Below are 14,704 nucleotides of genomic sequence, written 5' to 3' on the forward strand. Positions count from 1 at the left end.
GTGATTGACGACTATCGGGAAGAGGCGGCAGTGTAGCACAAGGCTCCGTCGCCACTTGATCCCCAAACTATGACCGAGAACCAGACGAGGACGTTGAAGCGTGAATAATTCCAGGCCAGACATTGCCAATTCGAATCCCCTGCTGGCGGAGTCGGAACTGCCGCTTTTCGACAGAATCAAGGCAGAGCATGTGATACCGGCGATTGAAACGATCCTTGCGGCCAATCGCCAGGAACTGGCGGTGCAGTTAAACAGCCTCGACCAGCCCAGTTATGAGGAGCTGGTCGTTCCGTTCGAAGAACGCGAAGACCGCCTGTCCCAAGCCTGGTCGCCAGTAAGTCACCTGAATGCAGTGATGAATTCGCCCGAGTTGCGCCAGGCCTATGCGCAAGCGCAACAGGAGCTGACCGCTTACAGCACAGAGCTTGCGCAGAACGAACAACTGTTTCGCGCATTCGAAGCATTGGCTGCGCGGCCCGACTTCTCATCCCTGAGCGTCGCCCAACAAAAAACCGTCACCAACAGCTTGCGGGATTTTCGTCTGGCTGGAGTCGCCCTGGCGGCCGAGGAAAAACGGCGTTACGGAGAAATCAAAAAACGCTTATCTGAACTATCCACCCGATTTGCGAACAACGTGCTCGATGCCACTCAGGGCTGGTACAAGACAGTGACGGACCCAGGCGCTTTGAGCGGCCTCCCGGAGACCGCCCTGGAAGGCGCCCGCCAGGCCGCGAAATCAAGAGGGCTTGAGGGCTACGTGATAACCCTGGACGCACCGGCCTATATTGCAGTGATGACTTACGCCGATGACCGCGCTTTGCGCGAAGAAGTGTATCAGGCGTTCGTGACGCGGGCGTCTGCCGAAGGGCTTGCCGTGGATGGAAAGGACCCTGCCGAGTGGGACAATCAGGCGCTTATGGAGGAAATACTGGCTCTTCGCCATGAGCTCGCCCAGTTGCTGGGTTTTGCCAACTACGCCGAGCGGTCACTCGCTACGAAGATGGCGGACAGCACCGACGAGGTTCTGAATTTCCTGCAGCGCCTTGCCCGAACTTCACGCAAAGCGGCAGAGCAAGAGCTGGCAGAGCTGAAACAGTTCGCGCGGCAGGAGTTCGGCATGGACGAACTGGCCGCATGGGACGTCGCCTATTATTCCGAAAAGCGGCGCCAGGCGGTTTTTGATCTGTCCGAGGAGGAGCTTCGCCCCTTCTTCCCCGCGGACACGGTGTTGGAGGGGCTTTTCCAGGTGGCTGGACGCCTGTTCAACGTGCGGATCGTGCCGGACCCGGAGGTGACAACCTGGCACCCGGACGCAAGGTTCTATCGAGTCACACGGGACGGAACACCGCTGGCCGGCTTTTATCTGGACCTTTACGCCAGGGAGAACAAACGCGGTGGAGCCTGGATGGATGAATGTCGGGTGCGCCGCAAGAGCCACGGCGAACTCCAGTTGCCCGTGGCCTATCTCACCTGCAATTTCACACCCCCCGCCGACGATCGCCCATCGCTGCTCACTCACTCGGAGGTCACAACCCTGTTCCATGAATTCGGCCATGGTTTGCACCACATGTTGACCCAGATCGACTGCCCGGCGGTGAGTGGCATCAATGGCGTGGCCTGGGATGCGGTGGAGCTCCCCAGTCAGTTCCTTGAGAACTGGTGCTGGCAGGAAAGCGTTATCCCATTGATATCATCCCATTACCAGACGGGCGAGGCGCTTCCGCGGGACCTGCTCGACAAGCTCCTCAAGGCCAAGAATTTTCAAACGGCCATGCAGATGGTGCGACAACTGGAATTCGCTCTGTTCGACTTCCGCCTGCACCTGGAATACGATCCTGACGCGCCCCGGGATATCCAAAGCCTCCTGGATGAAGTGCGCCGCGAGGTGGCGGTCATGCCCCCGCCGTCCTACAATAAGTTTCAGAACAGCTTTTCCCATATCTTTGCCGGTGGTTACGCTGCTGGTTACTACAGCTACAAGTGGGCGGAAGTCCTGTCCAGCGATGCGTTCTCCAGCTTCGAAGAGCACGGCATTTTCGACTCCGCCACCGCGCAGAGCTTTCTCCACAATATTCTCGAAAAAGGGGGGTCGGAAGACGCCATGGACCTGTTTGTAAAATTCCGTGGGCGCGAGCCGCAGGTGGACGCTCTTTTGCGTCATTCCGGCATCGAAGAGCACGGAGAACAAGCCTTGTGAGCGACCTTCCTCTCAACACCAAACGCCGGTTCATTGCCGGTGCGGTCTGCCCCCGCTGTAACGAGATGGACACGATCGTAATGTTCCGCCGCGACGGGCGGGAGCATCGCGAGTGTGTAAGCTGTGATTTCAGGGAGCAAGCCCGATTCGATCAACCTCAGAAAGAGCTGCCCACCCGCGTCAATCGGCCCGACCCCGAGCCGGAAGCGGACATACAAGTGGTGCGAATTCTCGACCCGGAACCCGCCAAGTAAAATCTGCCAGAAACTTGCTCCAACTCCGCTGGCAATTCCGCCAGTTCAGTGCAAGACAGCCTGGGCTGGTGCTGTCTGCGGGACCCCGGCTCCCTCGGCACCGGGCAGGGCCAGCCCGATGGCCAGGTCCGCCGCGAGGCAGGGCCAGCGGTCCAGCTCGGAACTCCAGCCCCGGGACTCTCGATCCCGCACGTAGCGTTGCAGCGTATCGTTGTCAAGCAGTGCCTCCTTGTCCAGATGCTGCTCCGTGGTGTAGTGCACCACGAAATCCAGGTCGTTGGCGAAGGGCTCGCCGATCAGTTGGTGAACGATGAGGTTAGCCCGGGTCATGTTCATCGGGGCGAGGGGAATACCGCAGCGCCCCACGACACGGTCCGTAACTTCCTCAATCAGGCGGTGACACAGGTAGGATTGATAAATAAGCCCCTGAAGGTCGGTCCGGGGGCCGATCTCCCGGGGCGGATCCAGGAAGAAACTTTCCGCAATCTGCAGGAACACTTCCGCGTACTCGCCTATTCCGGCCTCCTGGCTGAGTCCGCGCAGTGCATCGATGAAATTCGGGGCGTGATGAATGTAGCGGAACACGAAGTCGGCGAGCGCAGCTCCGGCGTTGCGCGCGGGAAGCTGAATGGCCGCGTGGAGACGGGGGATGCTGGCACCGATCATCTGTTTGAGATCCGCGAGTTGGGCATCCTCGCGGGTGTTGCCTTTGATGATATCCCGTATCTGACTGGTATCTGCAAAGCTCATAGTGATCCATAGTTTCTGGGCCCACCGCCTGGGCGGCAAGTGCCCCGAGTCCGTCACCTAAACATAAACCAAAGCTCTGCAAAAACAAGAAAACGACGCCGAATGGTTCGCTTGGGCTCGTCTGCGGCACGGGCGGTCACGGCAGAACGGGAGCCCGGTCCTGTGTTCTGCTCCGGGGTCTGTGGCAACCCGGCGGCGAACAGACGATTCCGAAGCTCTAACGCGGGTCTATAATAGGTTCTTATTTCGGATATTTGCCGGCGTATAGATACTGAAATTTTTCTGGAACTCTGTACAATACGCGACCGAGTTGAGCTGGATCAAAGTCTCGGCATTAAGACCTTGGCTCGCATGGGGTTAATATGCCCTCATGCGCGCTTCGCAGACCGCTCCTTCCTTCCGGGTAACCCCAGTAAGGACACTTCGATTAATTTGGCTGGGCCTGACGCTCCTTCGCCGGGGGTGGGCCTGTAGTTCCGGGTGATCGAATACGGGTTGACCCGCTGCCAGGCGGCACTCTCCAGTAAGAAAGGTGGAACGAGGCAGTAGCGAGAGAACACACGAATATAAGAGATAGTGACGATTGAAGCGGGTGCCTTTGGCTCTCCGGGTCGCTATGAATATTTTTAATTTGGCAATACGGAGACAACGGGCGATGTTGAGAAGAGCAAAACCGCTTTTCCACCGACTGCTTGGGTTCGCAATGCTGATGGGCTTAACCGGTCATCAGGCTGTGGCGAATGAAGTAGAGCGTTGGCAGGTCAATATGACCCCAGGCGTGACACCTGTCAGCCAGGAAATTTACGGTCTGCACATGCTGATTTTCTGGATTTGTGTGGCCATCGGCGTTCTGGTGTTCGGCGCGCTCGTCTACACCATGATTGCCCACCGCAAATCCGACAAGCGCAAGGCCTCGCAGTTCCACGAGCATCTGGGCCTGGAGATCTTCTGGACCGCAGTCCCCTTCGTCATTCTTGTCCTCATCGCCATCCCGGCGACCCGCTCCATGATCAACCTTTACGACACGGACACTGATGTTGACCTGGACGTGGTTGTGACGGGCTACCAGTGGAAGTGGCAGTACGAGTACCTGGGTAAGGATGTGAGCTTTTTCTCCAACCTGGATGAAGACAGCAATGCTGCCCGTCAGCTCGGCTCCGGCATTGATCCCGAGACTGTTCCCAACTACCTGCTCGAAGTGGACCGCCCTCTGGTAGTACCGGTCAATCAGAAGATTCGTTTTCTCGTGACCGCCAATGACGTGATCCACTCCTGGTGGGTTCCGGACCTGGCCATCAAGCGGGACGCGATTCCCGGTTTTGTTCGGGAAGCCTGGGCCACCATCGAGGAGCCCGGCATTTACCGCGGCGTCTGTGCGGAGCTCTGTGGCCGCGACCACGGTTTCATGCCCATCGTCGTCAAGGCAGTTGAGCAGGAAGAATTCGACAACTGGCTGGCACAGGAACAGCAGGCGGCAGCGGAACTGCGTGAACTCGCTGGCCAGACCTTTACCTTTGAAGACCTCTACTCGCGCGGCGAAGGTGTTTACAACCGCTCCTGTGCAGCGTGCCACGGCGCCAACGGTCAGGGTGTTCCCGGCGCGTTCCCCGCCATTGCCGGCAGTTCGGTTGCCACCGGGGCTGTGGAAGATCACCTCGATGTGGTCGTCAATGGTGTACCGGGAACTGCGATGCAGGCCTTCGGTGCGCAGCTGTCTCCGGTGGACATCGCCGCGGTCGTGACCTTCCAGCGTAATGCCTTTGGCAACGACATGGGCGACCAGGTGCAGCCCGTCGATGTACTACAGTTAAATCAATAGGAGGGGTAAACAATGGCACATGGTCCTGCTAAAGGCATCAGTCGGTGGTTGTTTACTACGAACCACAAAGACATCGGCACACTTTATATGTGGTTCAGCTTCGCCATGTTCCTGCTTGGCGGTGCCTTCGCGATGGTTATCCGGGCAGAACTTTTTCAGCCCGGACTGCAGATCGTCGAGCCTGAGCTTTTCAATCAGCTGACCACCATGCATGGCCTGGTGATGGTTTTCGGGGCCATCATGCCGGCCTTCGTCGGTCTGGCGAACTGGATGATTCCCCTGATGATCGGCGCACCGGATATGGCGCTGCCGCGAATGAACAACTGGAGCTTCTGGATCCTCCCGTTCGCGTTCCTGATGCTGTCTTCCACCTTCTTCATGGAAGGCGGTGCGCCGAACTTCGGGTGGACGTTCTACGCTCCCTTGTCCACCACCTATGCGCCCCCGTCGGTGACCTTTTTCGTGTTCGCCATCCACATCATGGGTGCTTCGTCCATTATGGGTGCGATCAACATCATCGCCACCGTGCTGAACCTGCGCGCGCCGGGGATGACCCTGATGAAGATGCCGCTGTTCGTGTGGACATGGTTGATTACCGCCTTCCTGCTGGTTGCGGTGATGCCGGTATTGGCTGGCGCGGTTACCATGGTCCTGATGGATGTTCATTTCGGAACCTCGTTCTTTGACGCGGCCGGTGGCGGTGATCCGGTATTGTTCCAGCACGTGTTCTGGTTCTTCGGGCACCCCGAGGTGTACATCATCATTCTGCCGGGCTTCGGCGTGGTCTCCCAGGTGATCCCCGCATTCTCCCGCAAACCGCTCTTCGGCTACTCGTCCATGGTTTACGCGACCGCGAGTATCGCCTTCCTGAGCTTCATCGTGTGGGCGCACCACATGTTTACCGTGGGTATGCCAATCGCGGGTGAGCTGTACTTCATGTACGCCACCATGCTGATCGCGGTGCCCACCGGTGTGAAAGTGTTCAACTGGATTACCACCATGTGGCGCGGCTCGCTGAGCTTCGAAACACCGATGCTGTTCGCCATCGCCTTCGTGATTCTGTTCACCATGGGTGGTTTTACCGGGCTGATGCTGGGCATCGCTCCCGCGGACATTCAGTACCACGACAGCTACTTCGTAGTGGCTCACTTCCACTACACCATGGTGGCCGGCGCGATCTTCAGTCTCACAGCGGGCATCTACTACTGGCTGCCCAAGTGGACCGGTCGCATGTATAACGAAGCCCTGGGCAAGACCCAGTTCTGGATCGCGTTCATCGGTTTCAACCTGGCGTTCTTCCCCCAGCACTTTGTCGGCCTGGCGGGTATGCAGCGTCGAGTGCCGGACTATGCGGTGCAGTTCGCGGACTTCAACATGTTGTCCAGTATCGGGGCATTCATGTTCGGTCTGGCCCAGGTGATGCTGTTGTTCAACATCATCAGCACAATTGTGGCTGGCAAGCGTGCGGAGAAAGATAAGGCTTGGGATGGTGCGCAAGGTCTTGAGTGGACTGTGCCTTCCCCCGCGCCCTATCACACCTTCAGCACCCCGCCCCAGGTTAAGTAGGTACGTTCCCGGCTCCACCTCACCGGGTGGAGCCGACTTGCCCGCTGGCTCGAGAGGTATGTGACATGGCTGAAGCAGGTGTTCGGAAAATGGCGGCCAAGCTGGTCGTTCTGGCAATCGCAATGTTTGCCTTCGCAATTTACGTGTTGCCACCCATCTACGACGTCTTCTGCGACGTACTGGGTATCGACGGTCAGGGGGACATGATTGCCGCGGACAACTCGGGTGTTCAGGTTGATGAAAGCCGCACCGTTCGTGTCACTTTCATGGCTACCAACAACGAGGAGATGCCCTGGGAGTTCCGGCCCAACACTGCAGTTGTCGAGCTGCATCCGGGCGAGGTCGCGACGGTGAGTTACCACGCAAAAAACACCACTTCCGATTACATGGTGTCTCGCGCGGTACCGAACTTCATTCCCACATCAGCGGCGACTCATTTCAAGAAGGTTGAGTGTTTCTGCTTTGAAAACCAGCCTCTTGCGCCGGGGGAGAGCGCGGACATGGCCTTGCAGTTCTACCTGGACCCGGCTCTTCCGAAGCACATTACGAACGTTACCGCTTCCTACACCATTTTTGACATCACCGAGGCGGCAAATGGGGAGCCGCAAGTGAGCCAGCGTTAAGCTGAATGGTTCAGGGCAGCGTCAGAGCAGATTCAAAAAATAGTCCAGTGGTTTCCGGCCACTGAGTAACGTGGAGAAAGTACAAAATGGCGACTCAAGGCAGCTACTACGTCCCGGAGCAGAGCAAGCTACCGCTCTTTGCCAGCCTGGGCCTGTTCTTAATCGTATTCGGGGCCGCGGGCTGGATCAGAGGCACCGGCTCCGGCATGACAGTGTTCTTCCTGGGTGCGCTCGTTTTCGCGGCTGTTCTGTGGACGTGGTTCAGCACTGTAATCAAGGAAAACATGGCCGGCATGAACAGTGCTCAACTCAAACGCTCCTATGTATGGGGCATGAGTTGGTTCATCTTCTCCGAAGTCATGTTTTTCGCCGCGTTCTTCGGCGCGCTTTTCTATCTGCGCCAATTGTCTGTGCCATGGCTCGCCGGTGAAGGCGACAGTGCCATGACCAACGAATTGCTGTGGAAGGGTTTTGAAAACGAGTGGCCCCTGCTCACCACTCCGGAACAAGCTCGCGAGGGCGAGGCGGCTGCGCGTTTTATCGGCGCGGAACAACCGATGGGTTGGAAAGGCCTGCCCCTGATCAACACCCTGATTCTGTTGACCTCAAGTGTGACCGTGCACTTCGCCCATACCGCCCTGAAAAACGCCAACAAGAAGATGTTCAACATCATGTTGGGTTTGACTGTGGCACTGGGGATCATCTTCCTGTTCTTGCAGGTTGAAGAGTACGTGCACGCGTATCAGGATCTGGGTCTGACGTTGCAGACAGGTGTTTATGGCACCACCTTCTTTATGTTGACCGGTTTCCATGGGGCGCACGTCTTCCTGGGTACTTTCATGCTCCTGATCATGTGGCTCCGGTCGGTGCTGAAGGGCCACTTCAAACACGACGATGCATTCGGTTTTGAAGCGGCGAGCTGGTACTGGCATTTCGTGGACGTGGTCTGGGTCGGACTGTTCCTGTTTGTTTACGTCCTGGGATCCTGATATTCCGAGTCAAGCCCGATAATAAAAAGCAGGCTCCGGCCTGCTTTTTATTGTTGCTTGAAACCTGCACTATCTTTACCGTTCAGTACTTTCCCGCCCAGGGTGCCGTATTGGTCAGTATTCCGGCATGGAAGCCGTACCAGATGGCAAAAAGCAGGAGTCCTGCGAGAGTGATTCGAACTCCAAGGGCATAAAGCGTCCTTTTGGACGGGTTACCCATGTCCTTCAGGAGAAACACCAGGCCGCTGCTCAAACTTACGAGCACCGCGAGGAACAAAAGGACGATGATTATCTTCAACCACATATTCGATCTCGGATGGTGGGCCCGGCATGGGGCGGAAATTGAAGATTCATTCTATCCTACCCGATCGTTCTAAACGACCGCAGGTATCTGCTGGACAATGAAACTGTCGCTGGGTCTGAATCGACGCATTACGCTACTGACTGTATGTTTGCTTCCGGTGCTTCTCTGGCTCGGCAATTGGCAGCTTCAGCGGGCAGAGGAAAAGCGTGTTATCGAGGAGCGCTTTGCCGCTCGGCAGCAGGAGCCTCCACGACCGGTCTCCGAGTTGGACCCAACGGCCGATCTTGCCTTCGTTCGTGTGACTCTCTCGGGCAGGGTCGACACAAAGCACCAGTTTCTTCTCGATAACCGGATGCACGCCGGGCAAGTCGGCTACGAAGTGCTTGTACCGGTGGAAACCTCCGGCGGGCGATGGGTCATCATTAACCGGGGTTGGCTGAAGGCTAACCCCGACCGTCGTGAGCTTCCGGCGCTTGCGGGACTCCCGCGCGAACTGCAAACGTCGGGATCCGTCTACGTGCCGGACGGCGAGCCGTTTCTGCTTGCCGAGCAGTCCATTAAGCCCGATGTCTGGCCTCAGGTCATCCAGGCGGTGGAAATGGACAAGTTCGAGCAGGCCCTGCAGCGGGAGCTCTTCCCCTATGTCGTGCGGCTCGACAGCGGCGCGCCAGGGGCGCTGGTCACGGAGTGGCAGGCCATCAACCAGCAGCCGGAAAAACATGTGGCTTACGCCGTACAATGGTTCACCATGGCCGCGGCGTTGGTCGTGTGGTTTGTATTTGCCAACACCAATCTCCTGCAGCTCATTCGCAGCCGCTCGTGAGTTCACCCATCGTTTCAACCTGATTGTGAGTCCCGTGACAGAATCCCAGCCAAAACGAACCAACCGACCGCTGCTGATCATCATCGCGATTGCGATCCTGACCACAGCCATACCCTACTTGATGTACTACACGGGACTCGGTGTTCCGGCGGAGACGACCAACCAAGGCATTCTGGTTCAGGAACCCTTCGTCGTGTCCGAGTTCGAGTTTCAGGATGAGGCTGGCCAGGCCTGGGCATTGAGCGAGCAGAAGCCCAAGTTCCGCCTGATCCTTCCCGTTCGCGGCCCGTGCGATGAATCGTGCCGGGAAACCCTGTATCTGACCCGCCAGGTGCACACCCGTCTTTCCAAGAATGCCGAGCAACTGGAGCGAGTCTACGTTCAGCTTGGCGAGCCGGCGGATGCCGAGTTCCGCGCTTATCTCAAGGAGGAGCATCCGCGACTGCGCTACCTGACCGGCAACCCGCAGGAGTGGCAGGAGGCGTTTTCCACCCGCCCAGAGCTCTCCCCGGAGTTCGATGGCACCGAGTACTACCTTCTGCACCGTTACGGAGCGCTGTCGATGGCCTACAATGAACAGCACAGTGGCAATCAGTTGCTGGACGACCTGGAATTTCTGATCAAGACCTCCAACTGAAGCCCCGACCGAGGCCGCCAAACCGCATTTGCCGGAATACCCGACTATGAGCAGACACGATATCGCTATGGAGCAAGCTACCCGCGCCAGTTGGCGCGACTACCTGGAGATGTGCAAGCCCAACGTGGTCGCGCTGATGATTCTCACATCACTCATCGGGATGCTGCTGGCGGTTCCGGGGATGGTACCGCTGGACGTACTCATTCTGGGCAATCTCGGCATTGCGCTCTGCGCCGGCTCGGCCGCAACCATCAACCACCTGGTGGACCGTCGCGTGGACCAGCAAATGGCGCGCACCCATAACCGGCCGTTGGCCAAGGGCCGGGTGGAGCCGGTTCAGGCTGGCGTCTTCGCCCTGATTCTTGGCGCCATGGGCATGACCATATTGCTGGTCTACATCAATGCGCTGACCGCATGGCTCACTCTGGCGTCCCTGGTCGGTTACGCCTTCATCTACACCATGTTCCTGAAACGGGCCACCCCGCAGAATATCGTTATCGGCGGCCTGGCCGGCGCTGCGCCGCCCTTGCTGGGCTGGACCGCGGTCACGGGCGAGATCAGTGGTCACGCGCTGCTGCTGGTCCTGATCATTTTTGCCTGGACTCCGCCCCACTTCTGGGCTCTGGCGGTGCATCGCAAGGCCGAATACGCCCGCGCGGACATCCCCATGCTGCCCGTCACCCATGGCGTGCGTTACACCAAGGTCCACATTTTCCTTTACACCCTGATCATGTTCGCGGTGACCTTGCTCCCCTATGCCACCGGCATGCTGAACTGGTTGTATTTGCTGGGCGCTGTAGTGCTGGGCCTGGGCTTCATTTACTGGTCTCTGGTGATGCTTCTGACCGAGCGCCCCAGTGCCGGCATGGACACCTTCAAATACTCAATCGTCTACCTCATGGTCCTGTTCGTGATTATGTTGCTGGACCACTACCTTTTACCCGTGCCTGCCCGGCCGCCGGTCTTCTGAGCCGGTAGCCGCTCGCCCATCCGAGAAGTTCTGAAACCATGGATCAAACTCGTCGCAACATTCTGAAAACTGTTGCAATCGTTCTGCTGATTATCGTCGCAGTGCTGGTTGCTTTCGTATACACCATGACGAGCCCGCGGGTCATGTCGGTGAAAGAACTGGTGAACAACGGTGCAATCACCTTCGAGGAGCCGCGGCCAATCGACGATTTCGAACTGGTCGACCACACCGGCGAGCCTTTCACCCACAACGACCTGGAAGGTCAGTGGACGCTGCTGTTCTTCGGGTTCGCCCACTGTCACCACTTCTGCCCGACCACCCTGGCCCTGTTGGACGCGGTGAGCGACCAGCTCGAAGACTCGATTCGGGAGCAAACCCAGGTGGTGATGGTGAGTGTCGACCCCTCCCGGGACAGCCCTGAAGTCCTCGCGGAGTACGTGCCCAAATTCAACCCCGGGTTCATTGGAGTTACGGGCGAATTCCTGCCGATCAAGCTGCTTGCCAACCAGCTCAACGTACCCTTTCAGAAGCCACCGAATGCGGGAGAGGACTACCAGGTGAGCCATGGGGAGCAGATCGTACTGATCAATCCGCGGGGCGAGTACCAGGGCTTCTTCAAGCCCCCCCACACTCTGGCGCGCCTGAAGGCAACCTATCAATCCATCGTGATCAGCCACGGCGGCGAGTGAAAGAGTGATCAGTCCCTCAATGTTGCGGTTTCAGTAACGAGACCACAAAGAGGGCTCCCGCTGCCAACACCACCGACGGTCCGGCCGGCGTGTCCACGTAGAAGGATGCAGTGAGCCCGCCCAGTACCGCTAGCGCGGCGATTACCGCTGCGAACACCGCCATCTGCTCAGGGCTCCGGGCGACACGGCGGCTGGCCGCCGCGGGAATGATCAGCAGCGCCGTAATCAACAAGACGCCCACCGCCCTCATGGCCATGGCGATGACCAGTGCCATGATCAGCATCAGGATCGTGCGGACCAGAGGGACGTTTACCCCGTCAACCTGCGCAAGCTCTTCGTGAACCGTAATGGCCAGCAGTCGGCGCCAGAACACTCCCAGCAGGGCCAGGACCACAGCACTGACGGCAAAGATCGCCACCACATCGTCACGGGAAACGGCAAGCAGATCGCCGAAAAGGTAGCTGTACAAATCCACGTTGGTGCCGCCGAGCAGTGCCACGGAGACCAGCCCCAGTGCAAGGCTGGAGTGAGCCAGGATTCCCAGCAGCGTGTCCGTGGCCAGATTTCGGTTGCGTTGCAGAGCTACGAAAACAAGGGCCAGGCTGGCGCAGACAATCACCACCGACGCGTTGATGTTCACTGATAAGGCGAGGCCCAGTGCCACACCCAGCAAGGCCGAATGGGCCAGGGTATCCCCCAGGTAAGCCATCCTTCGCCAGACCACGAACGAACCCAGAGGGCCCGCAACCAGCGCCACCCCCAGGCCTGCCAGCACCGCATTGATCAGGAATTCCGGCAGCATCAGTTCTTCTCCACCGGGGGTTCCGGGCTGTCATGGGTGTGGTCGTGATGGTGGGTGTAGCGTGCGATGCCCACCGAACGGCTTTCCCCGAAGAGCTTGAGAAACTCCGGGCTGCTGCTGACGCTATCCGGGCTTCCTTCGCAACAAATGTGCTGATTGAGGCAAATCACGCGGTCCGTCGCAGCCATTACCAGGTGCAGGTCGTGAGACACCATCAGTACGCCGCAATGCAGTTCGTGCTTGATCTGACCGATCAGCCCGTAGAGCGCCGCCTGGCCGGATACATCCACACCCTGTACCGGTTCGTCCAGGACCAGCAATTCCGGTGAGCGGTAGAGCGCCCGGGCCAGCAGTACCCGCTGCATCTCCCCGCCGGACAGGGCCTGGACCGGCTGGCGCCGCAAGTGATTGGTACCCGTCCGCTCCAGGCACCGCGTGAGCTGGGCGGGATTGTTCCCCGGCAGGGTCAAAAAGCGCTCCACGGTCAGCGGCAAACTGGGATCGATGGCAACCTGCTGGGGCATGTAGCCGATCCGCAGGTTCTGCGCCCGTGTCACCCGGCCCCGGTCGGGCTTCAACAAGCCCAGAATGGTGCGAACCAGTGTGGATTTGCCGGCCCCATTGGGGCCAATCAGGGTGACCATTTCCCCCCGCGAAACGGAAAGGTTCACATCGGACAGGAGCTCACGACCATTGCGATGAACGCCCACATGCTCGGCTGAGACCAGGACCGAAGTCACGGACACTCCTTGCACGCGGGGCAGAGTCCCAGAATTTCCACCGACTGTTGTTCCGCGGTAAAGCCCGCCGTGGAAGCAGTCCGCGCCAGGGCGTTGTTAAGCTCCACACCCCCGCATTCCAGTGCCACCCGGCAGGAGCGACAGATGAGAAAATGCCCCTGGTGTCTACGCCCCGGGTTGGGACATCCGACAAAGGCGTTGAGGGAGTGAATCTTGTGGATCAGGGTTTGCTCGGTCAAAAAGTCCAGAGCCCGGTAGACCGTGGGCGGCGCAACCGGCCGGGTGGTGGCATCGGCAAGCATGTCCATGATGGGATAGGCTCCAAGCGGCTTGTGACTTTGCCAGACCAGGCGCAGCACCTGCTCCCGCTGTGGGGTCAGGCGCACGCCGCGATCCGCACAGAGCTGCCGCGCCTGGGTAAGCGCGGATTCGATGCAGTGCCGATGGTCGTGCCGTGTGAACGGGTTGGAGTCCATGAAAGGCGGGCCAGGTGGAAATGTTATGTTATTGTATAACACCCGCACTAAGGATTCCTATCATGTATCGCTTACGCATCCTTCCGGGCTTGCTGTCCCTGCTGCTGTCGGTGAGTGCTAGCCAACTCGCTGATGCGCGGACTCAGGAGCCCTCCTCGATTAAACTCCTGGCAAGTATCCAGCCCGTGGGCCTCATTGCCAATGACCTGCTGGCGGGTCTCGGAGAGGTGGCAATTCAGGTGCCCCCCGGGGCGTCTCCCCATGACTTCGCGTTGCGTGTTTCCGACCGTCAGAAGATTCAGCAAGCCGAACTGGTGATCTGGATGGGCCCGAGCCTCGAGCGATTTCTGACGAAAACCCTGAACTCCCTGCCGGAGGAGCGGGTCCTGGCGCTCGGCCAGTCCGAATCCGAACCCCATACCGACGACCGGAGGCACCACGGGCACGGCCCGGACCTGCACCAGTGGCTGGACCCGGAATACGCTATCGAGATGGCCCGCGCCATCGCAGAGCGCCTCGTGCAACTGTATCCCGGGCGCTCCAATGACATTCAGCAGCGTTTCGCCGCGCTGTCTGCGCGCTACGCGGACCTCGATCACACCCTGGAGGAGCGTTTTGCAAAAGTGAAAGAACAGAGCTTCGTGGTCCAGCACCGGGGTTATGGATACCTGGTCGCTGCCTATGGACTGACCCAGCTGGATTGGATTTCCCTGAGTCCGGAGCAATCCCCCGGCGTACGTCATCTTTACGACCTGGAAAAACGCCTGCGGGAGCTCCCGGCAGGGGAACAAGCCCGCTGCCTGTTTGTGGAAACCGGGCACGAATCCGCCACCGCCCGGAGCTTCGCTCGCCAGCTTGGCCTGGAGGTGCAAGCCCTGGACATTCTCGGGCTCGGCGCCGAAAGCTACTCTGATCTGATGGAGCAATTGGCGAACGACATGGTGTCCTGCCTCTCGGGGCGCTGATCGAATCGGCGAACGTGCGTCGCGCCTTGGTCCCGGGTATGAAAAAATGGGCAGTTCTGTACCCCAGCCATTAACGCGACCGTTTCAACCCACGCAAACT

16 protein-coding genes are annotated in these 14,704 nt (G+C 58.8%); 11 read left to right on the forward strand and 5 right to left on the reverse strand.

Annotation, left to right across the window (positions count from 1 at the left end; translation table 11 throughout):
- Positions 1-100: 100 nt before the first annotated feature.
- Positions 101-2,197, forward strand: coding sequence for an oligopeptidase A (gene prlC / locus ACURWW_RS02670; protein WP_445615477.1), 2,097 nt, complete (start codon positions 101-103; stop codon positions 2,195-2,197).
- Positions 2,194-2,451: a YheV family putative zinc ribbon protein gene (locus ACURWW_RS02675; protein ID WP_445615478.1), complete on the forward strand. Its 258-nt coding sequence runs from the start codon at positions 2,194-2,196 to the stop codon at positions 2,449-2,451. The genes prlC and ACURWW_RS02675 overlap by 4 nt, the downstream gene beginning before the upstream one ends.
- Before the next feature lie 45 nt (positions 2,452-2,496).
- Here the strand turns inward: ACURWW_RS02675 and ACURWW_RS02680 are convergent, their stop codons facing one another.
- Complete coding sequence (locus tag ACURWW_RS02680; protein ID WP_445615479.1) at positions 2,497-3,201, reverse strand: hypothetical protein; 705 nt, start codon at positions 3,199-3,201, stop codon at positions 2,497-2,499.
- Positions 3,202-3,904: 703 nt separating this feature from the next.
- Between ACURWW_RS02680 and coxB the strand changes: the two genes are divergently transcribed.
- From coxB to ACURWW_RS02700, 4 genes are all read left to right on the forward strand, one after another.
- Positions 3,905-5,020: a cytochrome c oxidase subunit II gene (coxB, locus tag ACURWW_RS02685; protein WP_445615731.1), complete on the forward strand. Its 1,116-nt coding sequence runs from the start codon at positions 3,905-3,907 to the stop codon at positions 5,018-5,020.
- Between the two features lie 12 nt (positions 5,021-5,032).
- Positions 5,033-6,586, forward strand: a complete 1,554-nt coding sequence (gene ctaD, locus ACURWW_RS02690; RefSeq protein ID WP_445615480.1) for a cytochrome c oxidase subunit I — start codon at positions 5,033-5,035, stop codon at positions 6,584-6,586.
- Between the two features lie 65 nt (positions 6,587-6,651).
- Positions 6,652-7,209, forward strand: coding sequence for a cytochrome c oxidase assembly protein (locus ACURWW_RS02695; protein WP_445615481.1), 558 nt, complete (start codon positions 6,652-6,654; stop codon positions 7,207-7,209).
- Between the two features lie 86 nt (positions 7,210-7,295).
- On the forward strand, positions 7,296-8,198 hold the full coding sequence (locus tag ACURWW_RS02700; RefSeq protein WP_445615482.1) for a cytochrome c oxidase subunit 3: 903 nt from the start codon (positions 7,296-7,298) through the stop codon (positions 8,196-8,198).
- 82 nt (positions 8,199-8,280) lie between these two features.
- Here the strand turns inward: ACURWW_RS02700 and ACURWW_RS02705 are convergent, their stop codons facing one another.
- The gene (locus tag ACURWW_RS02705; RefSeq protein WP_445615483.1) at positions 8,281-8,502 is read right to left on the reverse strand and encodes a DUF2909 domain-containing protein; all 222 of its coding nucleotides are present in this window, start codon (positions 8,500-8,502) and stop codon (positions 8,281-8,283) included.
- Between the two features lie 97 nt (positions 8,503-8,599).
- Between ACURWW_RS02705 and ACURWW_RS02710 the strand changes: the two genes are divergently transcribed.
- Genes ACURWW_RS02710 through ACURWW_RS02725 form a run of 4 tightly spaced genes read left to right on the forward strand, consistent with a single transcriptional unit; the run spans position 8,600 to position 11,621 of the window.
- Entirely contained in the window at positions 8,600-9,325 is a 726-nt protein-coding gene (locus tag ACURWW_RS02710) for an SURF1 family protein (protein WP_445615484.1), read from the forward strand.
- A 34-nt stretch (positions 9,326-9,359) separates the two neighbouring features.
- On the forward strand, positions 9,360-9,962 hold the full coding sequence (locus ACURWW_RS02715) for an SCO family protein (RefSeq protein WP_445615485.1): 603 nt from the start codon (positions 9,360-9,362) through the stop codon (positions 9,960-9,962).
- A gap of 46 nt (positions 9,963-10,008) precedes the next feature.
- Positions 10,009-10,932: a heme o synthase gene (gene cyoE, locus ACURWW_RS02720; RefSeq protein ID WP_445615486.1), complete on the forward strand. Its 924-nt coding sequence runs from the start codon at positions 10,009-10,011 to the stop codon at positions 10,930-10,932.
- A 38-nt stretch (positions 10,933-10,970) separates the two neighbouring features.
- On the forward strand, positions 10,971-11,621 hold the full coding sequence (locus ACURWW_RS02725; RefSeq protein ID WP_445615487.1) for an SCO family protein: 651 nt from the start codon (positions 10,971-10,973) through the stop codon (positions 11,619-11,621).
- A gap of 16 nt (positions 11,622-11,637) precedes the next feature.
- On the opposite strand, the gene znuB is transcribed toward ACURWW_RS02725, so the two are convergent.
- From znuB to ACURWW_RS02740, 3 genes are read right to left on the reverse strand one after another with little or no spacing between them, the layout of a single operon-like run.
- Positions 11,638-12,423 carry a zinc ABC transporter permease subunit ZnuB gene (znuB, locus tag ACURWW_RS02730; RefSeq protein WP_445615488.1) on the reverse strand — a complete coding sequence of 262 codons (786 nt, stop codon included), beginning with the start codon at positions 12,421-12,423 and terminating at the stop codon, positions 11,638-11,640.
- A complete protein-coding gene (gene znuC / locus ACURWW_RS02735) occupies positions 12,423-13,163 on the reverse strand; it encodes a zinc ABC transporter ATP-binding protein ZnuC (protein ID WP_445615489.1) in 741 nt (246 codons plus the stop codon). Before znuC ends, znuB begins: the two co-directional genes overlap by 1 nt.
- A complete protein-coding gene (locus tag ACURWW_RS02740; RefSeq protein WP_445615490.1) occupies positions 13,160-13,639 on the reverse strand; it encodes a transcriptional repressor in 480 nt (159 codons plus the stop codon). The genes znuC and ACURWW_RS02740 overlap by 4 nt, the downstream gene beginning before the upstream one ends.
- 62 nt (positions 13,640-13,701) lie before the next feature.
- Here ACURWW_RS02740 and ACURWW_RS02745 point away from each other — a divergent pair, with 62 nt between their 5' ends.
- On the forward strand, positions 13,702-14,604 hold the full coding sequence (locus ACURWW_RS02745; RefSeq protein WP_445615491.1) for a zinc ABC transporter substrate-binding protein: 903 nt from the start codon (positions 13,702-13,704) through the stop codon (positions 14,602-14,604).
- Positions 14,605-14,704 lie beyond the last annotated feature (100 nt).

This window comes from Gilvimarinus sp. F26214L (assembly GCF_054401055.1).

What these genes read in the sequence shown, in the direction of transcription:
- ACURWW_RS02710 (WP_445615484.1), top strand. Translation starts at nt 8,600, where the DNA reads ATGAAACTGTCGCTGGGTCTGAATCGACGCATTACGCTACTGACTGTA.
- ACURWW_RS02695 (WP_445615481.1), top strand. Translation starts at nt 6,652, where the DNA reads ATGGCTGAAGCAGGTGTTCGGAAAATGGCGGCCAAGCTGGTCGTTCTG.
- znuB (WP_445615488.1), bottom strand. Translation starts at nt 12,423, where the DNA reads ATGCTGCCGGAATTCCTGATCAATGCGGTGCTGGCAGGCCTGGGGGTG.
- ACURWW_RS02700 (WP_445615482.1), top strand. Translation starts at nt 7,296, where the DNA reads ATGGCGACTCAAGGCAGCTACTACGTCCCGGAGCAGAGCAAGCTACCG.
- cyoE (WP_445615486.1), top strand. Translation starts at nt 10,009, where the DNA reads ATGAGCAGACACGATATCGCTATGGAGCAAGCTACCCGCGCCAGTTGG.
- ACURWW_RS02740 (WP_445615490.1), bottom strand. Translation starts at nt 13,639, where the DNA reads ATGGACTCCAACCCGTTCACACGGCACGACCATCGGCACTGCATCGAA.
- ctaD (WP_445615480.1), top strand. Translation starts at nt 5,033, where the DNA reads ATGGCACATGGTCCTGCTAAAGGCATCAGTCGGTGGTTGTTTACTACG.
- ACURWW_RS02680 (WP_445615479.1), bottom strand. Translation starts at nt 3,201, where the DNA reads ATGAGCTTTGCAGATACCAGTCAGATACGGGATATCATCAAAGGCAAC.
- coxB (WP_445615731.1), top strand. Translation starts at nt 3,905, where the DNA reads ATGCTGATGGGCTTAACCGGTCATCAGGCTGTGGCGAATGAAGTAGAG.
- ACURWW_RS02745 (WP_445615491.1), top strand. Translation starts at nt 13,702, where the DNA reads ATGTATCGCTTACGCATCCTTCCGGGCTTGCTGTCCCTGCTGCTGTCG.
- ACURWW_RS02725 (WP_445615487.1), top strand. Translation starts at nt 10,971, where the DNA reads ATGGATCAAACTCGTCGCAACATTCTGAAAACTGTTGCAATCGTTCTG.
- ACURWW_RS02705 (WP_445615483.1), bottom strand. Translation starts at nt 8,502, where the DNA reads ATGTGGTTGAAGATAATCATCGTCCTTTTGTTCCTCGCGGTGCTCGTA.